Genomic DNA, 22,136 nt, shown 5'->3' on the forward strand with positions numbered 1-22,136 from the left:
CTCGTGAGTCCACCGTCAATCCGGCTCCAGCGGGACTCCAGCGAGACTCCAGCGGGACTCCAGTGGCGCTGCAGATCCCGCGCACATGCTGGAGACACGTGTTCGATCGATGAGAAGTGGGGACGATCGATGTCCGATCCAACGACCGACCCGGTAGCGGCCGGGCAGTCCGAGTACGTCTTCGTGAACGTCCTGCGCCTGGCAGGTCCGCCGGAGCGATTCGAATCGATCTATGCCGATGTCGCGGACTATTTCTCGCGGCAACCCGGTTTCCGGCATTACGAATTGCTCAAATCCGAGAGCGATCCGCACGTCTACATCAATATCGCTCGCTGGTCCGGCCGCGAGGCATTCCTGCGCGCGACCTCGAATCCGGAATTCCGCACCCGCACCCGGGTCGGTGAAGTGGCGGCCGGAGATCCGCAGCTGTGCCGGATCATTCGATCGGCCGGTCAGTCGGGGTGAGCGCACTCGACGAGGTCGCCGACGACGTCTTCGCCTATATCGAGCGCCCCGGCGGCTGGTGCGTGAGCAATGCCGCGCTCGTCCGCGCTGACGGCGAATCCGTTCTGGTGGATACGTTGGGCACCGAAAGCCGGGCCCGAGGTTTGCGTTCCGCGCTGACGCGGATGGGCGCGGGCTCGCCGGCGATGGTGATCAACACCCACTGGCACGGGGACCACACGGCGGGGAACGCGCTGTTCGCCCCGGCTCCGGTCGTCGCGCATCGACGGTGCCGGCCGGCGATGGCTCGCGACGGCTGGGCGGTGCGGGCCCTGTGGCCCGAGATCGATTGGGGGGACCTGCCTTTGGTGCTGCCCGGTGTCGGGGTGGGTGATCGGACCGTCCTGCACGCCGGTGAGCGCGAGATCCACTTGCTCACCGGGGGTATCGGACACACCGACGCCGATCTGGCGGTATGGGTGCCGCACGCGCGGGTCGTCGTCGCGGGTGATCTCGTCATGCCCGGCACGACACCGTTCCTGCTGTCGGGTTCGGTGCGCGGCACGCTCGACTGGATGGATCGGCTGCGGGACCTCGCGCCCGAGACCATCATCGGCGGCCACGGCGAGGTCGCCGACCGTCACGTCCTCACCGAGACCCGTGACTATCTCGACTGGCTGCTCGCGGTGGCCCGGGACGCGATGCCGTCCGGCGCGACGCCACTCGAGGCGGCCCGCCAGGTCGATCCGGCGCGACTGGGCGAGCATCCGTGGTCGTCGTGGAATGAACCGGAGCGATTGGTGGCCAATCTCCATCGTGCGTACGCCGAGATCGCGGACACCGCCGCGCCGATCCGCTCGGGACCGGTCCTGGCGGATATGGCGGCCTTCCTGGGGCATTCGATCCCGGCCTCCGCCTGACCTCGGCACGCCCACCCGCCGATTGCCGACCATGTCACCAATTCGACTGTGCCGTAACAGATTATGAAATACTGACGAAGCCTTCCGATCACGGCGAGCGGGACGATTCCGCACCCGGCGGACGCTGGCTAGCCTGTGGAATCGGATCGCATTTCGAATGAAGGAGTGTGCCCATGGTGTCAGCTTCGTCCCGGGCCGCAGTCGCGCTGGATTCACGCGCGGCGAGCAAGCGGTCGGTGATCGTGGATGCCGCCACGGACTCGTTCCTCGAATTCGGTTACGAGCGAACCAGTGTCGAGGCCATCGCCGAGCAGGCCGGCGTGTCCAAGCAGACGATCTACAACTACTTCGGCGACAAACGGACCCTGTTCCGGGTGGTACTCGCCGGGGTGCGGGCGGCGGCCGATACGGCCGACGAACTCGATCCGCGCCTGCTGCGGAATCCGGGCACCGTCTTCGAGGATCTGGTCACGGTGGGGCGTTTGTTCCTCGCGGTGACCCTGTCCGAACGGGTGTCCGCGGTACGGCGGCTGATCGTCGGTGAGGTGGCGCGGCATCCGGACCTGCATCAGGTCTGTGCCGATCAATCCGTGGCGCAGGGGCCGCGGATCGCCGGGTGGCTCGCCCATCGCTTCGAAGTGCTCGCCGCGGCGGGCATTCTGGAGACGACCGAACCGGCGGAGGTGGCGGGCCAGTTCTTCGCGCAGCTGTCCCACGACGGCCAGCAGGCCTCGGCCTTCGGCACCATCGCGCTCACGCCGGACCGGGCCGCAGAGATCTCGGCGCGCGCCGCACGACTGATTCTGCGCGCCTACGCGATCGAACGACCAGCGTGACCGGATTTCCGGCGCGCTGAAATCTTCATACAGCTCGGGAGCTACACATGATCAAATTCGGGGTATTGGGATCACTGCAGTGCTGCATCGACGGTGTCGGCGCAGTCCCGAGCGCACCGAAGCAGCGCCAACTGCTCGCCCTGCTGTTGATGAACGCGAACCGGGTGATCTCGGCCGACTACTGCATCGAGGAACTGTGGGAGTCGGCGCCGCCGTCCTCGGCGGCCTCCACGCTCCAGACCTATGTCATGCAGTTGCGCAAATGCCTCGGCGAGCACAGCTCGAACCTGGATCGGGGCGAGTCCCGGCTGGAGACCCGCGAACGCGGCTACCTCCTGCACGTGGGCCCCGGGGAATTCGATGTCGACGTCTTCGAGGACAAGGTCCGGCTGGCGCGGCTGGCGCTCGCCGCCGAGGACGACGACAGCGCCGACAGCGCGCTGCGCGCGGCCCTGGCCGTGTGGCGCGGCCCGGTCTTCACCGACATCAAACCCGGTCCGGTGCTGACCATGTGGGCCACCAGCCTGAACGAGGTGCGGCTGTCGATCCTCGAACACCGCATCGAGGTGGATCTGCGGCTGGGCCGTCATCGCGAACTGATCGGTGAACTCAGCGGCATGGTGCAGCGCTCGCCGCTGCTGGAGAGCCTGCACGCGCATCTGATCATTGCGCTCTACCGCTCCGGTAGGCAGGCGCACGCGCTGCAGGTGTACGAGCGGTTGCGGCACCGGCTGGCCGAAGAGCTGGGCTTGGAGCCCACCCCGGCGCTGCAGCAACTGCACCACAAGGTGCTGCGCAGCGCCCCGGAGCTGGCTCCGCCACCGAAAATTGTTGCCGCCTCGCGCTATTCGGCCGAGCTCATCGCGGGTCGACTGCGACCACAGGTGGATTCGCTCTGCGGCTGAAGCCGGACCGCGGCGAGCAGGGCCCGGGTGACGTCGTGCTGCGGAGTGTCGAAGACCTGGTCGACACTCCCCTGCTCCACGATCCGGCCCGCGGACATCACCGCCACGGAGTCGCTGAGGTGCCGCACGACCGCGAGATCGTGCGAAACGAACAGCATCGACAGTCCCCGTTGGGCTTTCAGATCCGCGAGCAGATCCAGGATCTGCGCCTGGATCGTGACGTCCAGGGCGGAGACCGGCTCGTCACAGATCAGGACGGCGGGATCGGAGGCCAGGGCGCGGGCGATGGCCACCCGCTGGCGCTGCCCGCCGGACATCTCGCCGGGCCGCCGCCGTTCGAAAGTGTGTGGCAGACCGACGGAATCGAGCAGGCTCAGAATTCGCTTGCGCCGATCGGCGGCGCTGCGCCCGCGCGCGGACAGGGCCTCACCGATGATCCGGCTGACATCCCAGCGGGGATCGAACGAACTCGCCGGGTCCTGCCAGACGACGCCGACCCGCGGACGCCGGGCCCGGCGGGCCCGCTCGGGCAGGGCGCTCCAGGGTTGGCCGCCGAGGGTGACAGTGCCCGCGTCCGGTCTCAGCAGGCCGAGAACCAGTGCGGCGGTGGTGCTCTTGCCGGAGCCGGATTCGCCGACCAGGCCCAGCGTGGTGCCGACCGGCAGCTCGAAGCCGACCTCGGTGACGGCCGCCACCGACCGGCCGCGGGCCACGCGGAACGACTTGCACAACCCCGTCACGGACAGGGCGGGCTGGGCGGATTCGGTCCCGGCGTCGGCGAGGACCGCCGGTTCCGATCGCGCGACGGTCCGGCCATCCCCGGACAGCCGCCTGCCCCGTTTGCCGGGAGTCGGGACCGCCGCCAGCAGCCGGCGGGTGTAGGGGTGCCCGGGTGCGCCGAGAACCCGTGCGGCCGGGCCCTGTTCGACAATGCGGCCCTCGTGCATGACCGCGACCCGGTCGGCTATTCCGGCAACCACCGACAGGTCGTGGCTGACCAGCAGCAGGGCGGTGCCATCATCACGCAGGGCGGACAGAAGTTTCAGGATCCGCGCCTGTACGGTGGCGTCGAGGGCCGTCGTCGGCTCGTCGGCGATGATCACCTTCGGCCGGCCCGCGAGGGCGGACGCGATCAATACCCGCTGGCGCTGCCCGCCCGAAAGCTGGTGTGGGCGCATAGTTCTGCGCAGTTCCGGATCGTCGATGCCGACCGATCGCAGCAACTCGTCGACCCGGCGGGCGCGGTCGGCCGCGGAGCGCGCGAGCCGGTGCGCGCGAAGCGTGTCGCCCACCTCGGCCGCGACCGGCCGCAACGGGTCGAGCGAGATCAGCGCGTCCTGCAGGATCAGCGCGATCTCCCGGCCGCGCACGGAACGCCACTCCCGCGCGGACAATTGATCCAGATCGATGTCCCCCAGGCGCAGGGACCGGGCCGCGACCGTCGAGCCCGGTCCGGTCAGGCCCAGCAGCGCGCGGGCGGTGACGCTCTTGCCGGACCCGGATTCCCCCACCAGCGCCAGGCATTCACCGGCCGCGAGCTCGAAACCGATGCCGCGCACCGCCGCTACCCGGTCACCACCCCGGCCGAAGGAGACGTGCAGATCATCGACGTGCAGAACGGGCAAGGTCGCCCTCCCAACGTTGTTGCAGTGCCCGGCCGAGCACAGTGACGGTGACGACGGTGAGGGTGATGGCGGCTCCGGGCGGAACGGCCACCCACCACGACTTGGACAACAGTTCACGACCCGCCGCGAGCATCGAACCCCATTCGGGGGTGGGCTCTTTCGGGCCGAGCCCCAGGAAACTCAAGGCCGAACCGATCATGATCGAGCTGCCGACGCCGAGGGTCGCCAGCACGACGGTCGGGCGCAGCGAGTTCGGGACGATGTGGCGGGCAATCCGATATCCGGGCGAGCGACCCAGTGCGATCGACGCCCGGACGTAGTCGGCATTCCGCACCACCAGGGCCTGCGACCTGACCAGCCTGGCGTACGAGGCGGATTCGGCGATGGCGATCGCCGCGATCAGGCTGCCCGCCCCCTGTCCGAGCATCGCGATCACCAACAGCGTCAGCAGCACGCCCGGAAACGCCAGCACGATGTCCAGCCCCCGCGCGATGACGGTGTCGATGAGCCGGCCGCCGAGCGCGGCGCACAGCCCGATCAGCGTGCCGCCGAGCACGGCCAGCAGGGTCGCGGTGAGACCGACGAGGATCGAATAGCGGGCGCCGAAGACGCTGCGCGCGAAGATGTCTCGTCCGAGCTGATCGGTGCCGAGGAAGTGGTGGCGGCCGGGCGTCGCCAGCGCCTGACCGAGATCGACCTCGATGGGCGATCGCGTCGCGATCCAGCCGGGCACGAGGACACAGGCCGCCAGCACGACGGCGACAAGGCCGGGCAGGAGCAGTCGCGCGTTCCGCGTCACGGTCACCGGGCCACCCCCGAGGGCGTCGCCGAGCGCGGATCGATGACCCGATAGGCCAGGTCCACCACGGAATTGACGGCGATGAACAGCAGCGAGCCGAACATGACCAGCGCGATGACCACCGGAAAATCGTGAGTAGTGACCGCCGACAACAAGACTCGCCCCAGACCGGGGCGCGCGAACACCGTCTCGACCAGCACCGCGCCGCTGAGCAGACCGCCGACCAGCCAACCGCTGACCGTGACGGCGGACAGCAGCGTGTGCCGTAGGGCGTGATGGATTCGGATGTCCAGCTCACCCAACCCCCGGGCGCGGGCGCTGAGCACGAACGGGGACAGCATGACCGCGTCCACACCGTCCCGCATCACCTGGGCGAGCAGCGCGCCGATGGGCACGGCCAGGGTGGTCGCGGGCAGCACCAGGGCCGCCGGACCGGAACCGGTCGAGGGGAACAGATGCAGGCGGAACGAGAGGCCCGCCAGCAGCAGGGTGCCGGTCCAGAAGGTCGGCGTGGATACCGCGATCAGCTCCAGCGCATGGGCGATCGCCCGCGGCACGCGGCCTGCCCCCGAGGTCGCGACCACCGTGACCAGCGCACCCGCGACGCCGAGGATAATAGCCGCGGCGGCGAGTTGCAGTGTCGGAGTGAGCTGTTCGCCGATCACCTGCAGTACCGGCTGCTGTCGTTGGAAGGATTCGCCGAAATCACCGCGGGCCAGGCGGCCCAGATAGTGCAGGAACCGCTGCGGCAGCGGTTCGTCCAGGCCCATCTGCGCACGGACGGCGGCCAGGGTCGCCGGGGTCGCGGGCGCATTCCCGAGCATGGCGTAGGCCGGATCGCCGGGCACGAGTGACATGGCGAGGAACGTCACGGTCGCCACCCCCGTGAGGATTCCGGCGATTCCGAGTACCCGGCGCAGGATCGCACCGGCGACGGTCACCAGGACGGCCATCAGTTCAGCCACGCATCGTAGAAGACCGGGTACGACGCCGGGGCGGCGGCGATACCGTGCACCCGGGTCCGGGTCGCGACCTGGCTGGCGGGCACGAAGATCGGAACGAGCACCGCCTGATCGATGGCCCAGTGCTGGGCGGCGGCATAGTCCGCGCGCTGCGCGCCCGCGTCGAGCGTGCGCGCCGCATTGCCGACCCACGCGTCGACCTGCGGGTCGTCGACCCACGAAATATTCTGTCCCGCCATCGGTTTGGCGGTGGAGAGCAGGAAGTTGCGCATGATGTCCGGCGAGTTGGATGACCAGCTGGTGTCGAAGAGGTCGTAGTCGCCGCGCGCGACGAGCTGGAAGAGCTCACCGGTCTGGACATTGGTGCGGACGATCTCGATGCCGACCTTCTTGGCCGAGGCGACGATGGCCAGCCCGACCAGGCCCCGATAGTTGGATTCGTCCTGTGCCCTGGTGGTCGTCCAGGTCGCGCGGAGCCGGACGCCATCCTTGATCCGGTAGCCCTCGGCGTCGCGCTGGTTCCACCCGGCCTGATCGAGCAGCCGGTTGGCCTCGTCGATGCTGTAGTTCCACGAATTCTCCAGTGCCGCATCGTAGAACTGGGTGGCCGGGGTCAGGATGCTCCAGGACCGGCTGTAGACGCCGAAATAGATCGAGGACAGGATCGCGTCGACATCGGTCGATCGCTGCAACGCCCGGCGGACGCGTGGGTCCTGCCAGGGACCCCGCCGCGTATTGATGTAGACGCCGTAGCCGGTGCCCTGTGCGTCGTAGCGGGTGTACCGAAGCGAAGGATCCGCCTTCAGGTCGCTGACGTTCTGCGCGGGCACCGACAGCAGTCCGTCGATCTGGCCGCTGGTCAACGCCCCGATGCGGGTCGAGTTCTCCGGCACGAAACGGAACTCGACACCATCGAGGTGCGCGGGTCCCGCATGCGCCGAAGTCGCAGGGGCCCAGTCGTATCCGGCGAACTTGGCGAGGCTGACGCGCTGCTGCGCGGTATGCCCGGCAAAGGTGAACGGACCCGACCCGACCACGTGATCGCAGAGCTTGCCGGCGTTGTCGGCGAAGTTCTTCGGCGACTGGATACCCAGGGCGGTGGTGCTCACCGACGCGAGGAACGGCTGAAAGGGCTCGGTGAACGCCACTTCGACGGTGTGCTCGTCGATCACGGTCGACCGGCTGTACGGTCCCAGCAACGTTGCCGCCCATTGGGATTTGGTGTTCGGATCGACGATCCGGTCGAAGTTCGCCTTGACCGCGGCGGCATCGAGCCGGGTGCCGTCGTGGAACACCACATCGTCGCGCAGGGTGAAGACGTACCGCGTCAGGTCATCGCTGATCGTCCAGCTCTTCGCCAGCCAAGGGTGGAAGGTGTTGTCATTGCCCTGCGCCACCAGGGAATCCACCACACCGCGATCGATCAGGGCGGTGGCGTCGGCGGGACTCACCCCCGGGTCCAGGCAACTCGGCTCCGAGGGCAGCGCGAAGCGCAGCGTGCCGCCGGCCACCGGCGGCCCGTCCGATCCCCCGCCGTCCGTACCCGGGGAGCAGCCCGCGACCAACGCGGCAGCGGTCAACAGGGCGGCCAGCGGCCACACGGTTCTACCCATCATGGTTCGCAGTGTTGTCGCCGCCGATGCAGCCGCACTCCGGCGCCGCTGGAGGAACGCTGGAAGGCATCCGGCGCTTGCTGGACAGCGTTGCGCGGCAGTCGTTTTGCTGGATCGCGTGAATACGCGAGACAGGACGGGTGCGCGATGAGAGCGGTAGTGACCACCGGCGACCGGCAGACGCCGACGCGGCTGATCGAGGTCGACGAGCCGACGCCGGGGCCCGGTGAGGTGCTGGTCCGAGTGCGGGCCATCGGGATCAACCGGGGTGAGCTGACTCGGGCGGAGCGACTTCCGGCTGGATCCCGGCTCGGCTGGGACATTCTCGGCACGATCGAGGACGCCGACGCGGACGGGCCGGCGCACTCGCGGGCCGTCGTCGCGCTCGCGCGCGGCGACGGGTGGGCCGATCGGGTCGCCGTGCCGCGCCGCGACGTCGCGGTCATCGACGACCCCGGCGCGGCCGTCGATCTCGCCGCACTGCCCGTGGCCGGGTTGACCGCGCTCGCGGCCATCCGACGAGCCGGGCCGATCATCGGCAGGACCGTGCTGGTCACCGGAACGAGCGGCGGCGTCGGTGGGGTGCTGGCGCAGCTCGCGCACGCTGCCGGGGCCGAGGTGCTGTCGGTCCGGCACCGGTTCACCGGCGCCGGACTCGATGTCGTCTCTCCCGAAGGCGAACCGACCGCACCGCGGCCGGTCGACGTCGTGTTCGACAGTGTCGGCGGACCGACGCTGCAGGCGGCGTTCGAGCTGCTGAAACCGCGAGGCGTGCTGGTGAGTTTCGGCAATACCGTCCGCGCGCCGCTCGAGCTGCCGGTCGATTGGGGACATCGGCGGCCCGGGGTGAGTCTGAGCTATGTGAACCTGTTCGACGAGCTCGACGCGGGGACCGGGGCCGCCGACGATCTGCTCTGGCTCGGACGGCGCTGGGCCGCAGGGGATTTGAGCCTCGCCGTGAACCGAACCGGGCCGCTGGACACGCTCGACGACACGCTGTCCGCACTCCGGGAGCGGACCTTTCACGGCAAGGCGGTCCTGCACTGGTAGCAGGCGTCAGAACGCGAGGCCGCCGTTCACCTCGAGCACATGGCCGTTGACGTAGTCCGAGTCCGGACCCGCAAGGAACCGGGCCACACCGGCGATCTCCTCGGCCCGCCCCGGCCTACCCGCCGCGATGGTCGGTAGGTACCGGTCCCACACCGGAGGATTCGCGATGAGATCGCGCCCCATCCCTTCGTCGATAAAACCGGGAGACAGGGCGTTCACCGAGATGGATTGTGGTGCAAGCTCTATCGCCGCGATGCGGACCAGGGTCTCGATGGCCGCCTTGCTGATCGAGTACGCGCCCGCTCCCGGTGCGATCCGCTGCGCCAGGGCCGACGACAGGGCGATGAACCGGGCGGACCCGGAGGCAGCCAGATAGGGCACCGCCGCCTGCAGGGTGAGAAACGTTCCGACGACATTGGTTTCGAGCACCGTGGTGAAATTCGCCGGCGGCGTGATCGCCAAGGGGCCGGGGCGGCTCACGCCGGCGTTCGCGAACACCACATCGACACCGCCGAGCCTGCTGCCGGCCTCGGCGAAGGCTGCCGCCAGCTGCACGGCGTCGGTGACATCCGCTGTCACGGCGCTCCCGGCCGGATGCTCCTGAATCCACTGTGTCGCAGTCGATTCCCTGCCGACGATCACTACGCGCGCGCCGTGGCGGAGCAGATCCTCGGCCACCACTCGGCCCAGCCCGCGGCCACCCCCGGTGATCACGATGCGGCGTTCGGCCAGACCATTCGGCTGCACAGTCATTACTTCTCCTCCAGGTGGACAGTCGTCGCTCGACTGTGCCCACACCCGCCCGACAACCGCCTACAGGATCGCTGGAGCAGCCGATTCCAGTGGTCCTCCAGCATTCGTCGGCGTCGCCTCCAGCAGCCGATGCGAGTGTCGACGCCACTGACACGAAGTCGTGGCGATCGCCAGCAGTTGTTCCGAACTCGAAAGGATGGAACATGGCATACGTTGGGGCGCAAGCAAAGACAACAAAGACGCACGGACCGCGCCGGGTCGCGATCACGGGAATCGGCATACTGGCCCCCGGAGCGGTCGGCACCGGCCAATTCTGGGACCTGCTCACCGCGGGCCGCACCGCCACCCGCCGGATCAGCTCGTTCGACACCGGCGGCTACCGGTCCCGGATCGCGGGCGAGATCGACTTCCGGCCCTACGACCACGGATTGAGCCGACGCGAGGAGCGGGCCTGGGATCGGGTCACCCAGTTCGCGGTCACCACCGCCCGGGAAGCATTGCAGGACAGTGGATTCGATCTCGGCCGTGTGGACCCCGCGCGAATCGGCATCAGCATCGGCAGTGCGGTCGGGTGCACGACGGGCCTGGAACGCGAGTACTCCCTGGTCAGCGATCAGGGCCGGGAATGGCTGGTGGACCCGGCCTGGGCGGTGGCGCAGCTCTTCGACTACCTGGTGCCCAGTTCCATTGCCGCGGAGCTGGCTTGGACGATCGGCGCCGAAGGACCCACCTCGGTGGTCTCCACCGGTTGCACGTCCGGGCTGGACGCGGTCGGCCACGGCGCCGATCTGATCCGCGAGGGCGCCGCCGATATCGTCGTGACCGGCGCCAGCGAGGCCCCGATCTCACCGATCACGGTGGCCTGCTTCGATGCCATCAAGGCCACCAGCCCCAACAACGACGACCCGGAACACGCGTCGCGTCCGTTCGACCGGGATCGGGACGGCTTCGTCCTAGGCGAGGGTTCCGCGACCCTGATCCTCGAGGACTGGGACCGGGCCCGCGCCCGAGGCGCGCACATCTACGCCGAGTTCGCCGGATTCGCCACGCGCGGCAATGCCTTTCACATGACCGGCCTGCGGCCCGACGGAGTGGAGATGGCCGAGGCCATCGGCGCCGCGCTGAACCAGGCCCGGGTGGACCCCACCGCGGTCGACTACGTCAACGCCCACGGCTCCGGAACCAAACAGAACGATCTGCACGAGACCGCCGCGGTGAAAAGGGCGCTGGCCGATCATGCCCGGCGCGTTCCCATGAGCTCCATCAAGTCCATGATCGGGCATTCGCTCGGCGCCGTCGGCTCCCTCGAGCTGGCCGCCTCGGCGCTGGCCATCGACACCGACGTCATCCCGCCGACCGCCAACCTGCACAACCCGGGCCCCGGCTGCGATCTCGACTACGTGCCGCTGACCGCGCGCGGCCAGCGCACCGACACCGTGCTGAGCGTCGGCAGCGGATTCGGCGGATTCCAGAGTGCCGCAGTGCTGGTCGCGCCATGACCGGACTCGCGGCCACGGTGGAGCCCGCCGTCACCGGCATCGGCGTTCACGCGCCGACCGGAGTCACCGTGGCGGATTACTGGCGCAACACCCTCGCGGGGCGCTCGGCGATCGACCGGATCACCCGCTTCGATCCCAGTCCGTACACCGCCACCCTGGCCGGGGAGATTCGCGACTTCGACCCCTCGCCGCTGTCCGGCCGCCTGCTTCCGCAAACCGACATTTCCACCCGGCACGCCCTGGTGTCCTCCGACGCCGCGATGCGCGACGCCGGCATCAGCCCGGACGACCGGGACGACTTCGAACTCGGAGTGGTCACCGCCAGCACCAGCGGCGGCTTCGAGTTCGGGCAGAAGGAGCTGCAGAAACTATGGGCCCAGGGCAGTCGCCATGTCAGCGGGTATCAGTCTTTCGCCTGGTTCTACGCCGTGAACACCGGGCAGCTCGCGATCAGGCACGGCGCGCGCGGACCCTCGAGTGTCGTGGTGGCCGACCAGGCGGGCAGCCTCGACGCGGTCGGTAAGGCCCGCCGGCTGGTGCGCACGGGCACCCCGCTGGTGCTCACCGGCGGTTTCGATTCCGTACTCTCGCCGTGGGGCTGGCTGGCCACGCTCGCCGCGGGCAATGTCAGCACGAGCACCGACCCGAAACGGGCCTACCAGCCATTCGCCGACACCGCCGAGGGTTTCGTACCCGGCGAAGGCGGCGCCTTGACCGTCCTCGAACATCCGGACCGGGCACGCGACCGCGGTGCGCGCGTCTACGCCCACATCAGCGGGTATGCCAGCGGATTCGATCCTCGGCCCGGCTCACCGCGGCCACCGGCGCTGGCCCGGATCATCCGGGCCGCGCTCGCCGACGCCCGCGTTGTGCCCGGCGAGATCGGGGTGGTGTTCGCCGACGCGGCCGGAGTCCGCGAACAGGACGATCACGAAATCGCCGCGCTCGACACGGTATTCGGCGCGCACAGGGTCCCGGTGACCGCCCCCAAGACCGGGACCGGACGACTGTTCGCGGGCGGCGGGGCGCTCGATATCGCCGCGGCCGCCCTCACGCTGGACAGCCGCACCATCCCGCCCACCCCCGGCCTCGAGCACTATCCCTGTCCCACCCGCCTGGACCTGGTCCGGGAGCCGCGTGAGCTGACCACGCCGGCCGCACTCGTGCTCGCCCGCGGTGGGCGCGGGTTCACCTCGGCGGTGGTCCTGCGCGGCGTCCGATGAAAACCCCACTCCCCCAACAGCACCCGACCGAGAAGGGAGGCACATGGTGTCTGCCAACCCAGCCGTGACCACCGATCAGCTGCGCGAGGTACTGCAGCGGGTCGCCGGCGAAGACGAGACTATCGACCTGAGCGGAGACATCACCGATCGCTCATTCGAGGACCTGGGATACGACTCCCTCGCGGTCCTGGAACTGTCCAACCAAATTGAAATCCGGTACGGGATAACGCTTCTCGACAGTTCGGTGGTCGACGCCGTGACCGTTCGAGACTTTCTCGAGCTGGTCAACACCACCCTCGCGGAGGGCGCCGGCCACGACGCCGGTGCCTCCGATCCATCCTCAGGAGCACTCGCATGAGCAAGCACGCCATTGTCACCGGCGCCACCAGCGGAATCGGCCTCGAGATCGCCCGCACGCTGGGCCTGGCCGGATATCAGGTCTTCATCAACGCCCGCGATGCGGGCAGGGTCAAGAGCACGGTCGAGGAGCTGAGCGCCGAAGGCATCACCATCGACGGCATCGCCGCCGATGTCCGATCGACCGACGACGTGCGGGCCTTCGTCGCGGCGGCGGTCGCGCGGTTCGGACCGGTCACGGCGCTGGTCAACAACGCGGGCCGCAACGGCGGGGGCGTCACCCGGGACATCGACGACTCGCTGTGGCAGGACGTGCTCGACATCAACCTGACCGGAACCTTCCGGGTGACGCGAGAAGTGTTGTCGCACGGAGGAATTCTCGACGCCCAGGACGGCCGCATCATCAATATCGCCTCGACGGGCGGCAAGCAGGGCGTGGTGCTCGGCGCGCCCTATTCCGCGTCGAAACACGGCGTCATCGGATTCACCAAGGCACTCGGACTGGAACTGGCCAAGACCGGGGTGACGGTGAACGCCGTTTGCCCAGGATACGTCGAAACCCCACTGGCCGAACGGGTCCGGCGCGGCTACGCCGAGGTGTGGAACACCACCGAGGCCGCCGTGCTCGAGAAGTTCGAAGCCAAGATCCCGCTGGGGCGGTATTCGACTCCGCTGGAGGTCGCGGGACTGGTCGGCTATCTCACCACGCCCGCCGCCGCGCCGATCACCGCGCAGGCCATCAATGTCTGTGGCGGACTGGGCAACTACTGAGCCACCGAGAGATCAGGAGGTGGCTCGGATGAGCCTCCATCACACCGAACACACCATCACGATCGCAGCGCCGGCCCAGGTCGTGCACGACGCGCTGCGCTCGGTCGTCGACTGGCCCGACATCTTTCCCCCGACCATCCACGCCGAGACCCTCGAGCACGACGCCTCCGGCGACCACATCCGGCTGTGGGCCACCGCGAACGAGTCGCTGAAGACCTGGACCTCGCGCCGCACCTTCCACCCCGAACAGCGCCGGATCACCTTCCGGCAGGTGGTCTCCGCTCCCCCGGTCGCCGCCATGAGCGGGGAATGGGTGGTGCAGGAGATCGACGCCGACAGCAGCCGAGTGCTGTTGCTGCACAGCTTTTCTCCCGACGACAGCGCGGGAGCTCGGGAATGGATCGAGGCCGCGGTCGACACCAACTCGACCCGGGAGCTCGAATCGCTCAAGTCCGCGGCCGAGGCGCTGGCCCGGCGACCCGAGGCCACCGTCACCTTCGCGGACTCGCTGTGGATCGACGCCGAACCGGCACGGGTCCGGGAATTCATCGACCGCGCTGACCTGTGGGCGGAGCGACTCGCCCACGTCGACGCGGTCACCCTCACCGAACCGGTACCCGGACACCAGTTTCTGAGCCTGGACACCCGGACACCGGACGGCGACGTCCACACCACCGCCTCGTGGCGCGTGGTCCTCGACTCCGGCGACATCGTCTACAAGCAGACTCGGCTGCCCGCGCTGCTCTCCCTGCACCGCGGTCGCTGGAATTTCACACCGCGCGACGGGGGGACGCTCGCGACCTCCGAGCACACCGTCGCCCTCATCACCGAGGCGATCCCCTCGATCCTCGGCACGGGCAAGACCCTCGCCGATGCCACGGCCTTCATTCGAAACGCCCTGGGCCGCAATTCCCTGTCCACCCTCGAGAACGCGAAGAAATGGGCCGAATCCACCGAACGGGGCTCCGATGTCCGACGCTGACCGCACCCGACAGCTCTATGTCGACCTCCAGCAGTTCTATGCCGCGCACCTGCGCCTGCTCGACGACGGGCGCGTCGACGAATGGGCGGCCGAGTTCGAACCCGCCGGGCTGTTGATCCATCCGCAGCGGGCCGCCACCCACACGGGGCGGGCCGAGATCGCCGACGGGCTGCGCCGCACCGCGCAGCGACTCCGCGCCGCGGGCCTCGTGCGCCGCCACTGGCTGGGCAACCTGACCATCGAAAACGACGGCGCGGCAACAGGAATCATCCGTACCCGCTTCTACTCCCTGGTCGTCGAAGCCGGCCCCGGGCAGTCCCCGCGGCTGCACCTGAGCACCGATATCCGCGATCACCTCGTTCCGCACGGCACCTCGTGGCTGGTCCGCGAACGCAGCATCACCCACGACCCCATCCTCACCACCCCGAATTGAAAGTCATCCTCTTGCACAAGAACATCGGCCTCGCCCTGCTCACGGCCACCGCCCTGACCGCCCTACCCGCCACCGCACACGCCGACTCCGGCACCACACAAGCGGACTCCGGCACCACCGGCCGAGTCGACTACACCGCCGTCCGCACCGACAGCGCGCTGACCATCACCACTGACGCCGGCTCCCTGGTGAACGACCACGGCACCTTCAAGATCGAAGCCGCCGACGGCACCACCCTTGCCGGCACCGAATTATCCTTCCGCGTAGACGATTTCGTCTTTCCCATCACCGCCGACATCACAAACCGCACCGCCGTCCTCACCCCCCGCTTCGACCTCGACCACGCGGTCTACCAACCCGTCGCCCTCCCCTACGAGAACCAGGCGCCCTGGAAGAACGAATACGACCGCGAACAAGCCGCCTGGGCCCGGCTCGGCACCACCCTCGTCACCGGCGCCGCCATCGGCACCCTGGTAGGCGGCCTGGGCGGTGCCGCCGTCGGCTGCCTCCTGGGCGGCGCAGCAGGCGCAGCCGCCGCCTCCGCCACCATCGTCGGCCTCTTCGGCCCCTTCCTCCCCGCCGCCGCCGTCGGCTGCATCGGCGGCATCGCCGCCATCGCCCCCCTCGGCACCGTAGCCGGCCTACTCCTCGTCACCGCCCCGGTAGCCATCCTCGCCGCCGCCCAATACTTCACCACCATCAACCAACCCTTCACCCCACCGGCCACCAAGTAACCCGAACCCCAAGGAGCCGCAGGTCCCCCCTGCGGCTCCTTCGATCGCGCCAACTTGCGCTGGTGGGCAGCGAGCATGGGGTCTGGTGACCGGCCGACCTGGACGAGGTCGAGCCTGAGCGGAATCGGAATTGCCGATCGCTCAGAGTGTGGCCTTCTCGGGTTGGGTGGTCACCACGATGACCGTGGTGGTGCCTGATTCCAGCGCGAGGCGGAACTCCTTCTCGAGGTCTCCGGCGGAGGTGACGTCGACGGAATGGCAGCCCAATCCTCGTGCCACGGAGGCGATATCGAGACCGGGGAGGTCGAGTCCGGGGACACCCGGTGTCTGTTCCAGAGCGGCAAAGGATTTGAGGATGGAGTACTCGTGGTTGCGCATCACGACGTACACGATCGGCACCTTGTGTTGTACCGCGGTCCACAGCGATTGGACCGAGTACTGGAACGAGCCGTCCCCGATCAGACCGATCACCGGGCGCGTGACGCCACGGTCGCGGTCGCCCAGTGCGACACCGACCGCAGCCGGTGCGGCCCAGCCGATACCACCACTGGCAGTGGCGAACATCGAGTCCGGCTCCACGGCGGGCAGCCAGGTGGCGTGCTGGGCCATGGTCGAGGTGGACTCGTTGACGAAGACGGCGTGTTCGGGACGGACTTCGCTGAGGGCCGCGTAGACCTCGGCAGGCGTGAGCGTCCCGTTCGACGTTTCCGGCAGCCTCCGGTCGCGCGGCATGGGCTTGGGCACCTCACGGCCGGCGCCGTCGCCCACCAGTTCGGTGAGAAGCTCGATCGACAGCCGGGCATCGCCGAGGAGGCTGTCCCCGACACGGGCGGCCGCGGCAATCCCCGGATCGTCGGTGATCTGCAGCAACTCGGTTCCGGCGGGCAGGATGTCGCCGGGTACGTAGGGGTAGTAGCGGAAGACCTCGGCCCCGATCACCACGACGAGATCGTGTCCGGCCAGCCGTTCGCCGATGGCCTTGACCGACATACCGACCGACCCCTGGAACAACGGGTGGTCCTCGGGGAAGGAGGCACGATCCGGAAGCGGAGGACTGTACACCGCAGCCCGCAACTTCTCCGCCAGCGCGATGCCGGCGTCCCACCCTCGCGCCCGGTCCACGTCGGGCCCGAGGATCAGGGCCGGCCGCCGACTCACCGTGATGCGCTCGGCGAAGCGCCGCAGCCGCTCCGGGTCGGGCGCGTAGGTCGTGCTGACATCCCGCAGTACCGCGGGCCCTTCCAGCGGCTGGTTCCAGTCGTCGAGCGGAATGGACAAGAAAACAGGTCCGGCAGGAGGCTGCACGGCCATCGCGTAGGCACGCATGAACGCTTCGGGCACGGCCTCGGCGCGTGCGGGCTCATAGGACCACTTCACCCACGGCCTCGGCATTGCCACCGCGTCGCGGTTACTCAGATACGGGTCGCCGATCAACAGCTCGCGGTGCTGCTGACCGGCCACGACGATCAGCGGCGTGTGTCCGTGATAGGCCGCGACCAGGTTGCCGATGCTGTTGCCCAGCCCCGCCGAAGAGTGCAGGTTCACCAGCGCAGGACGCCGCGTGGTCTGGGCGAAGCCGTCCGCCATAGCGATGACAGATGCTTCCTGCAGCCCCAGAACGTAGGTGAAATCATCCGGGAAGTTCTTGAGAAATGTCTCCTCGGTCGAACCCGGATTACCGAAGATCGTTGTCAGGCGCAGCGACCTCAGCAAATCGTATGTGACGCTCTGTACGGACGATTTCGTGGCCATGATGATCGATCAGCCCCTTTCTCCGGTGGGCGTCGGCAATTGAGCGTGCTATCCATGCGGGCGCGGGATCAGCGGACGAAGAATTTCGCCCAGGGATCGTCGGCTCGTGCGGTCCAGTAGTTGCTGAACAGGAACTGTGCTGCCGCGATGTCTGCTGGCGCCGGCTCTTCAGTTCTCGGGGGAAGCTCACGCTTCGGCGCCGGTCGCGCGAGCCCCTTGATCACTTGCTCGAAACCGGCCGGGGTGTAGCCGTTGAGCACACGGCAGACATCGCTCGTGACATTGAAACTGTGCACGGTGCCCCGAGGAATCCACAGCGAGTCACCATCTTGCCCCGACGACGTTTCGCCGTCGAGTTCGAAGTCGACGGTGCCGTCGAGGACGAAGAACCACTCGTCGACATTGTGGACGTGCTTGGTATGTGCGCCAGAGTCTTTCGGCATCCACTGCTCGGTGACCGAAAACACGCCCCCGGTTTGACGGGCCTCCAGGAGCGGAATCCACAGCAGATCGAGCATCCAGAACGCCGGTGCGTCTCTTCCGCTGCTCAAGAGGGCGGGAAGTTGTGCCTCGAAGAACGAGGGTGTGGTGGGGGTCATCGGCCTGCCTTCCAGGAGGTTGGAGTCAAACCAAATGGACGGGAGCGAAGTCAGCTGTCTGCGGTACCGGCTTGGTCGGCGGGGGCCCTCAGCGGTGCCTCGTCTTGCCCGATTTGCCTCATCAGCGCGTCGATATCGGTGTAGTCCCAGACCTCGGCGAACTTGCCGTCTTCGAGGTGATAGAGAGTGAACTCCGAAATAGTCACCCGACGACCGGTCGCCTCAATTCCCTGGAAAGTCCCCCGGTGGGTACCGGTTACCGTGAAGTGCACCGCGATATAGTCGCCGTCGACGACGAGGTGCCGCATCTCCCAATGCCAATCAGGAAATCCGGAGACAAGAGGTGAGAATTGCGCCGTAACAGCGGCTGGATCCATAGGAACGTCATCGACTTTGATCGTCGATGTATAAAACGACGCCATACCATCAAAATCGTGCTCATTACAGTACCCAAGATAAGACAGGTACAGGGATCGGTTTTCGTTGCTCTGGGTCACCATATGCTCGCCGCCTCACGTGGTCGACTCACTTACCCTCGCAAGCATCCTAGCCTCGATCATTCTTGCGGGTGTGGCCAGCCGTCCCGTGTCGGCCGGCGACTTCCAGGTTCCACGCGCGCCTACCGAATCATGTTCCCTACCAGAGGTTTTCAGAACCACCCTTCAATCAGAACCTTTGACAGGTACGCATCAATCACGTCCGCGTTGCCCGCTCACACTGAGACGCGAAATCCTCTGTCTCGTCGAGGATTTCGCGTCTCGTATTTCCGAACCCGAATTGAACCCCCACCAGGACAGGGAGGGGTCAACGGGTGGATCGAGATTGGGTCATCGGGTCCAGATCGGCCCGCGTGCCTCGTATTCCAGGATCTCCTCGACGCGGGTCGCGGTTTCGGCGCTCAGCTCGCGGTGCACCAGCCACAGGGCCAGGTCGATCCCCGAGGTTATACCGCCCGCTGTCACCAGATCACCGTCGTCGACGACGCGCGCCTTCGTAAAGACGCCACCTTGTTGTTTCAGTGTGTCGAGAGCACCGTGATGGGTTGTGCAGGGTCGGCCGTTGATCAGCCCGGCTGCACCCAAAAGCATTGCGCCGGTACACAATGAGCTGATCGTCAGTCCGGCGCGGGGCGCAGCAGCCAGGGCTTCGGGTAGGACGCCACGATTGATCTCGGCCCAGACGCCCGGGGCGTCGCGGTGTGTGTAGCCGCCGCCGGGTACGACGAGCACATCAGCATTCTGGGGTGCCCACGGTTCGGTGACTTGCACGACGGTTCCGTAGGAAGCGCGGATCGTCCCGGATTGACCGGTAGTCACGTACCGCAGGTCAACACCGCGCTCGGCGAGCATGGCGGCGAGCGAGAATACCTCGAAGGGTCCGATGAAATCCTGTTCTTCGACACCGTCGAACATGACGATATGGACGCGAAGAGGCCCGCCTGGGCCTTGTCCGTCCGCCTTCGCTTCCGGTGCGCCGATCCTGGGCGAGGTGGTTGCGAACGTGGCGGCACCGCCGGCGGCCATTAGCGCTCGCAACACGACTCGTCGTTCCAATTGTCCTGTCCTCCAGTCCTGCTCATCCCCGAGGGGCGGTTGTCAGTGCGTGCGAACCGCGGCGGGGGCGGGTTGGCGCGTCGGTGTGCCGATCATGCGGGCGGTCGCGGCGATGACCAGCAGGAAGGCGGGAACGACAGCGGCGGTGCGGATGTCGTGGTCGGTGTCAAAGCGGTGCAGCATGATCAGGTAGTCGGCGGGCGGATTGATCGGGTTCCACGAGCGAATCTTGTTGTTGATAGGTACGTTTCCGAACTGCGCGTGTATCCCGGCGCGCCCCAGGGCATTTTCGGCGCCCAGCGCACGGCGCTGGAAACGATCTGCTCGCCTTCCTCAACGGCTGACCCGATTCCCGCCGGGGTAGGGGCGATGTTTTACAGTCGCGAGACCTTGCACGACCGCTGCCGCTCAGACGGAGAGGAACGACCGGATGGCTTGGGCTATGTCGTGGGCGTGGGTTTCGAGGGCGAAGTGGCCGGTGTCGTAGAAGTGGATCTGGGCCTCGGGGAGGTCGCGTCGGAAAGCCTCGGCACCGGCAGGGAGGAAGAAGGGATCGTTCTTGCCCCACACTGCGAGGAGTCGTGGTGTGTGGGTGCGGAAGTAGGACTGGAATTCGGGGTAGCGGGCGACGTTGTTGCGGTAGTCGAGGAACAGGTCCAGTTGCACGTCGTCCGCGCCGGGGCGGGCCAGATAGTGATTGTCGAGGGCGATGCCGTCGGGGGAAACCAGGGCATCGTCGGAGACGCCGTGGGTGTACTGCCAGCGGGTGGTTTCCGGTGCGAGGAACTGCCGCAGCGCTTGGCGATTGGCGTCCGAGGGGTTCTCCCAATAGGCGCGGATCGGGTTCCAGCCCTCGCTCAACCCTTCGGCGTAGGCGTTGCCGTTCTGGGAGACGATGGCGGTGATGCGGTCGGGATGTTCGACGGCGAGCCGGAATCCGGTCGGGGCGCCGTAGTCGAAGACGTAGATCGCGTACCGGTCGAAGCCCACCACTTCGGTGAAGCGGTCGATCACCTCGGCGATGTGGTCGAAGGTGTAGGCGAACTGCTCGTGGGGCGGCATGTCCGAACCGCCGAAGCCCGGCAGGTCGGGGGCGATGAGGTGCAAGTCGTCGGCGAGCAAGGGGATCAGGTCGCGGAACATATGGCTGGACGTCGGAAAGCCGTGCAGTAGAAGCAGTTTGGGCTTTCCCGGCGCGCCCGCCTCGCGGTAGGACACGCGGAATCCGTCGACGTCGGCGTGCAAATATCGGATCGTGGACATGACTTGGTGACTCGCTCTCTTCGGGGATGCGGAATGCGAGGTGTTGCGCCGATCACCGCGCCCGTACAGGCATGGCCCACAAGAACTTTCGGTCCGGCGATCGAGTTCAGCCTTTTGCCGAGGGCGGCCACATCGTCTGGCGTCCGCTATGAGAACAGTTCCGGGTGTCCGGCTATGTACTGACCGACTGTGGACGGCGGCTGTCCCGTGATCTTCTCGACGTCGTCGGTGGCTCGGTCGTAGCGGTTGGCACGGTGTAGCAGTGCCAGTGTGGTCAGATGCTGCTCGACGTGCGCGGGCAGACCTCGGGGCTCGAGGACCTCGTGGACCCAGGTTTCGTGGGGAATGTCGGTGCCGCGAATCTGCCGGTGAAGTCCCAGGGTGTACTCGGCGGCCAGGCCATCGATGTCCAAACGCGCCGGGCCGGTCAATTCGTAGACGTCGCCGATGCGGTGGGCAGGATCCACGAGCACTGCCGTAATCGTGCGGGCCACGTCGCTGGCAGCTATCGGTGATGTTCGACCCGTTCCGAAGGGGAGGGCCAACAGGTTCTGCTCTCGCAGCAACGGTGCCGCGAGTCCGGTGAATATCGGATTGTCCAGAAACACCGTCGGCCTGATGTGCACGACCGGGACACCCGACCAGTTCATGACGTGCTCGGCGAGGTAATGCAGTCGATGTTGACGAGACTCCCCCTCGCTGGTCAGCGTCATTTGAGAGACAGTCATCTGGGACATGTTCACGACCACCTCAAGGTGGCCGTACTGCAACGCGGCGTCGCAGACGACTACCGTTGCCTGCAGGTAGTCCGGAGAGACACTCATCGAAAAGAACATGCGATCGATACCGGCCATCGCATCGACCACATCTCGTGGATCGGTCAAATCTCCGACTACGACATCAGCGCCGAGTGCACGTAACGGCTCAGCTCGGGCGTCGTCGCGGTGCACCAGCGCGCGAACGCGATCCCCGCGTTCCCGCAATTGCTCGATCACCTGCCGGCTCACGCCACCGGTGCCACCACCAGCCCCGGTGATCAGGTACAAGGGCGCATTCATAGTCG

Annotated in this window: 24 protein-coding genes; 12 read left to right on the forward strand and 12 right to left on the reverse strand. The window is 67.5% G+C overall.

What is annotated here, in order from left to right:
* The first annotated feature begins 129 nt into the window (after window positions 1-129).
* The 4 genes from ACWEKS_RS09185 to ACWEKS_RS09200 all read left to right on the forward strand — a co-directional run bounded on the left by ACWEKS_RS09185 (window position 130) and on the right by ACWEKS_RS09200 (window position 3,105).
* Window positions 130-465: an antibiotic biosynthesis monooxygenase family protein gene (locus tag ACWEKS_RS09185; protein ID WP_452339586.1), complete on the forward strand. Its 336-nt coding sequence runs from the start codon at window positions 130-132 to the stop codon at window positions 463-465.
* On the forward strand, window positions 462-1,364 hold the full coding sequence (locus ACWEKS_RS09190; protein ID WP_452339587.1) for an MBL fold metallo-hydrolase: 903 nt from the start codon (window positions 462-464) through the stop codon (window positions 1,362-1,364). Before ACWEKS_RS09185 ends, ACWEKS_RS09190 begins: the two co-directional genes overlap by 4 nt.
* A 173-nt stretch (window positions 1,365-1,537) precedes the next feature.
* Window positions 1,538-2,200, forward strand: a complete 663-nt coding sequence (locus ACWEKS_RS09195) for a TetR/AcrR family transcriptional regulator (RefSeq protein ID WP_452339588.1) — start codon at window positions 1,538-1,540, stop codon at window positions 2,198-2,200.
* 47 nt (window positions 2,201-2,247) lie between these two features.
* Window positions 2,248-3,105 (forward strand): AfsR/SARP family transcriptional regulator, encoded by an 858-nt coding sequence (locus tag ACWEKS_RS09200; protein WP_379400007.1) that lies wholly within the window; start codon window positions 2,248-2,250, stop codon window positions 3,103-3,105.
* Here the strand turns inward: ACWEKS_RS09200 and ACWEKS_RS09205 are convergent.
* From ACWEKS_RS09205 to ACWEKS_RS09220, 4 genes are read right to left on the reverse strand one after another with little or no spacing between them, the layout of a single operon-like run.
* The gene (locus ACWEKS_RS09205; RefSeq protein WP_452339589.1) at window positions 3,045-4,730 is read right to left on the reverse strand and encodes a dipeptide ABC transporter ATP-binding protein; all 1,686 of its coding nucleotides are present in this window, start codon (window positions 4,728-4,730) and stop codon (window positions 3,045-3,047) included. The genes ACWEKS_RS09200 and ACWEKS_RS09205 overlap by 61 nt on opposite strands.
* The gene (locus ACWEKS_RS09210; RefSeq protein WP_452339590.1) at window positions 4,708-5,535 is read right to left on the reverse strand and encodes an ABC transporter permease; all 828 of its coding nucleotides are present in this window, start codon (window positions 5,533-5,535) and stop codon (window positions 4,708-4,710) included. Before ACWEKS_RS09210 ends, ACWEKS_RS09205 begins: the two co-directional genes overlap by 23 nt.
* Window positions 5,532-6,494 (reverse strand): ABC transporter permease, encoded by a 963-nt coding sequence (locus ACWEKS_RS09215; RefSeq protein ID WP_452339591.1) that lies wholly within the window; start codon window positions 6,492-6,494, stop codon window positions 5,532-5,534. Before ACWEKS_RS09215 ends, ACWEKS_RS09210 begins: the two co-directional genes overlap by 4 nt.
* Window positions 6,482-8,107, reverse strand: coding sequence for an ABC transporter substrate-binding protein (locus ACWEKS_RS09220; protein ID WP_452339592.1), 1,626 nt, complete (start codon window positions 8,105-8,107; stop codon window positions 6,482-6,484). The genes ACWEKS_RS09215 and ACWEKS_RS09220 overlap by 13 nt, the downstream gene beginning before the upstream one ends.
* Window positions 8,108-8,251: 144 nt before the next feature.
* Between ACWEKS_RS09220 and ACWEKS_RS09225 the strand changes: the two genes are divergently transcribed.
* Entirely contained in the window at window positions 8,252-9,154 is a 903-nt protein-coding gene (locus ACWEKS_RS09225; protein ID WP_452339593.1) for a zinc-binding dehydrogenase, read from the forward strand.
* Between the two features lie 6 nt (window positions 9,155-9,160).
* Here the strand turns inward: ACWEKS_RS09225 and ACWEKS_RS09230 are convergent, their stop codons facing one another.
* Window positions 9,161-9,907 carry an SDR family NAD(P)-dependent oxidoreductase gene (locus tag ACWEKS_RS09230; RefSeq protein WP_452339594.1) on the reverse strand — a complete coding sequence of 249 codons (747 nt, stop codon included), beginning with the start codon at window positions 9,905-9,907 and terminating at the stop codon, window positions 9,161-9,163.
* Between the two features lie 203 nt (window positions 9,908-10,110).
* Here ACWEKS_RS09230 and ACWEKS_RS09235 point away from each other — a divergent pair, with 203 nt between their 5' ends.
* The 7 genes from ACWEKS_RS09235 to ACWEKS_RS09265 all read left to right on the forward strand — a co-directional run bounded on the left by ACWEKS_RS09235 (window position 10,111) and on the right by ACWEKS_RS09265 (window position 15,906).
* A complete protein-coding gene (locus ACWEKS_RS09235; RefSeq protein ID WP_452339595.1) occupies window positions 10,111-11,406 on the forward strand; it encodes a beta-ketoacyl-[acyl-carrier-protein] synthase family protein in 1,296 nt (431 codons plus the stop codon).
* Entirely contained in the window at window positions 11,403-12,629 is a 1,227-nt protein-coding gene (locus tag ACWEKS_RS09240) for a ketosynthase chain-length factor (RefSeq protein ID WP_452339596.1), read from the forward strand. The genes ACWEKS_RS09235 and ACWEKS_RS09240 overlap by 4 nt, the downstream gene beginning before the upstream one ends.
* A gap of 64 nt (window positions 12,630-12,693) precedes the next feature.
* On the forward strand, window positions 12,694-12,987 hold the full coding sequence (locus ACWEKS_RS09245) for an acyl carrier protein (protein ID WP_452339597.1): 294 nt from the start codon (window positions 12,694-12,696) through the stop codon (window positions 12,985-12,987).
* Window positions 12,984-13,757 carry an SDR family NAD(P)-dependent oxidoreductase gene (locus tag ACWEKS_RS09250; protein WP_452339598.1) on the forward strand — a complete coding sequence of 258 codons (774 nt, stop codon included), beginning with the start codon at window positions 12,984-12,986 and terminating at the stop codon, window positions 13,755-13,757. The genes ACWEKS_RS09245 and ACWEKS_RS09250 overlap by 4 nt, the downstream gene beginning before the upstream one ends.
* A gap of 28 nt (window positions 13,758-13,785) precedes the next feature.
* On the forward strand, window positions 13,786-14,739 hold the full coding sequence (locus tag ACWEKS_RS09255; RefSeq protein WP_452339599.1) for an aromatase/cyclase: 954 nt from the start codon (window positions 13,786-13,788) through the stop codon (window positions 14,737-14,739).
* Window positions 14,726-15,172: a nuclear transport factor 2 family protein gene (locus ACWEKS_RS09260; RefSeq protein WP_452339600.1), complete on the forward strand. Its 447-nt coding sequence runs from the start codon at window positions 14,726-14,728 to the stop codon at window positions 15,170-15,172. Before ACWEKS_RS09255 ends, ACWEKS_RS09260 begins: the two co-directional genes overlap by 14 nt.
* Before the next feature lie 5 nt (window positions 15,173-15,177).
* Window positions 15,178-15,906 (forward strand): hypothetical protein, encoded by a 729-nt coding sequence (locus ACWEKS_RS09265; RefSeq protein ID WP_452339635.1) that lies wholly within the window; start codon window positions 15,178-15,180, stop codon window positions 15,904-15,906.
* 141 nt (window positions 15,907-16,047) lie between these two features.
* Here ACWEKS_RS09265 and mdlC read toward each other — a convergent pair whose 3' ends face one another.
* The 7 genes from mdlC to ACWEKS_RS09300 all read right to left on the reverse strand — a co-directional run bounded on the left by mdlC (window position 16,048) and on the right by ACWEKS_RS09300 (window position 22,131).
* Window positions 16,048-17,658 (reverse strand): benzoylformate decarboxylase, encoded by a 1,611-nt coding sequence (mdlC, locus tag ACWEKS_RS09270; RefSeq protein ID WP_452339601.1) that lies wholly within the window; start codon window positions 17,656-17,658, stop codon window positions 16,048-16,050.
* Window positions 17,659-17,726: 68 nt separating this feature from the next.
* Window positions 17,727-18,257 carry a cupin domain-containing protein gene (locus ACWEKS_RS09275; RefSeq protein ID WP_452339602.1) on the reverse strand — a complete coding sequence of 177 codons (531 nt, stop codon included), beginning with the start codon at window positions 18,255-18,257 and terminating at the stop codon, window positions 17,727-17,729.
* A gap of 50 nt (window positions 18,258-18,307) precedes the next feature.
* Window positions 18,308-18,757 carry an ester cyclase gene (locus ACWEKS_RS09280; protein ID WP_452339603.1) on the reverse strand — a complete coding sequence of 150 codons (450 nt, stop codon included), beginning with the start codon at window positions 18,755-18,757 and terminating at the stop codon, window positions 18,308-18,310.
* Window positions 18,758-19,084: 327 nt separating this feature from the next.
* Window positions 19,085-19,780, reverse strand: a complete 696-nt coding sequence (locus ACWEKS_RS09285) for a DJ-1/PfpI family protein (protein WP_452339604.1) — start codon at window positions 19,778-19,780, stop codon at window positions 19,085-19,087.
* A gap of 72 nt (window positions 19,781-19,852) precedes the next feature.
* Window positions 19,853-19,993, reverse strand: a complete 141-nt coding sequence (locus ACWEKS_RS09290) for a hypothetical protein (protein ID WP_452339605.1) — start codon at window positions 19,991-19,993, stop codon at window positions 19,853-19,855.
* Between the two features lie 225 nt (window positions 19,994-20,218).
* Window positions 20,219-21,073: an alpha/beta fold hydrolase gene (locus ACWEKS_RS09295; RefSeq protein WP_452339606.1), complete on the reverse strand. Its 855-nt coding sequence runs from the start codon at window positions 21,071-21,073 to the stop codon at window positions 20,219-20,221.
* Between the two features lie 146 nt (window positions 21,074-21,219).
* Window positions 21,220-22,131, reverse strand: coding sequence for an NAD(P)H-binding protein (locus ACWEKS_RS09300; RefSeq protein WP_452339607.1), 912 nt, complete (start codon window positions 22,129-22,131; stop codon window positions 21,220-21,222).
* Window positions 22,132-22,136: the final 5 nt, after the last annotated feature.

The sequence above is a fragment of the Nocardia sp. NPDC004711 genome (assembly GCF_053601595.1).

What these genes read in the sequence shown, in the direction of transcription:
- ACWEKS_RS09185 (WP_452339586.1), top strand. Translation starts at nt 130, where the DNA reads ATGTCCGATCCAACGACCGACCCGGTAGCGGCCGGGCAGTCCGAGTAC.
- ACWEKS_RS09195 (WP_452339588.1), top strand. Translation starts at nt 1,538, where the DNA reads ATGGTGTCAGCTTCGTCCCGGGCCGCAGTCGCGCTGGATTCACGCGCG.
- ACWEKS_RS09200 (WP_379400007.1), top strand. Translation starts at nt 2,248, where the DNA reads ATGATCAAATTCGGGGTATTGGGATCACTGCAGTGCTGCATCGACGGT.
- ACWEKS_RS09220 (WP_452339592.1), bottom strand. Translation starts at nt 8,107, where the DNA reads ATGATGGGTAGAACCGTGTGGCCGCTGGCCGCCCTGTTGACCGCTGCC.
- ACWEKS_RS09225 (WP_452339593.1), top strand. Translation starts at nt 8,252, where the DNA reads ATGAGAGCGGTAGTGACCACCGGCGACCGGCAGACGCCGACGCGGCTG.
- ACWEKS_RS09230 (WP_452339594.1), bottom strand. Translation starts at nt 9,907, where the DNA reads ATGACTGTGCAGCCGAATGGTCTGGCCGAACGCCGCATCGTGATCACC.
- ACWEKS_RS09235 (WP_452339595.1), top strand. Translation starts at nt 10,111, where the DNA reads ATGGCATACGTTGGGGCGCAAGCAAAGACAACAAAGACGCACGGACCG.
- ACWEKS_RS09240 (WP_452339596.1), top strand. Translation starts at nt 11,403, where the DNA reads ATGACCGGACTCGCGGCCACGGTGGAGCCCGCCGTCACCGGCATCGGC.
- ACWEKS_RS09250 (WP_452339598.1), top strand. Translation starts at nt 12,984, where the DNA reads ATGAGCAAGCACGCCATTGTCACCGGCGCCACCAGCGGAATCGGCCTC.
- ACWEKS_RS09255 (WP_452339599.1), top strand. Translation starts at nt 13,786, where the DNA reads ATGAGCCTCCATCACACCGAACACACCATCACGATCGCAGCGCCGGCC.
- ACWEKS_RS09260 (WP_452339600.1), top strand. Translation starts at nt 14,726, where the DNA reads ATGTCCGACGCTGACCGCACCCGACAGCTCTATGTCGACCTCCAGCAG.
- mdlC (WP_452339601.1), bottom strand. Translation starts at nt 17,658, where the DNA reads ATGGCCACGAAATCGTCCGTACAGAGCGTCACATACGATTTGCTGAGG.
- ACWEKS_RS09275 (WP_452339602.1), bottom strand. Translation starts at nt 18,257, where the DNA reads ATGACCCCCACCACACCCTCGTTCTTCGAGGCACAACTTCCCGCCCTC.
- ACWEKS_RS09280 (WP_452339603.1), bottom strand. Translation starts at nt 18,757, where the DNA reads ATGGTGACCCAGAGCAACGAAAACCGATCCCTGTACCTGTCTTATCTT.
- ACWEKS_RS09285 (WP_452339604.1), bottom strand. Translation starts at nt 19,780, where the DNA reads ATGGCCGCCGGCGGTGCCGCCACGTTCGCAACCACCTCGCCCAGGATC.
- ACWEKS_RS09290 (WP_452339605.1), bottom strand. Translation starts at nt 19,993, where the DNA reads ATGCTGCACCGCTTTGACACCGACCACGACATCCGCACCGCCGCTGTC.
- ACWEKS_RS09295 (WP_452339606.1), bottom strand. Translation starts at nt 21,073, where the DNA reads ATGTCCACGATCCGATATTTGCACGCCGACGTCGACGGATTCCGCGTG.
- ACWEKS_RS09300 (WP_452339607.1), bottom strand. Translation starts at nt 22,131, where the DNA reads ATGAATGCGCCCTTGTACCTGATCACCGGGGCTGGTGGTGGCACCGGT.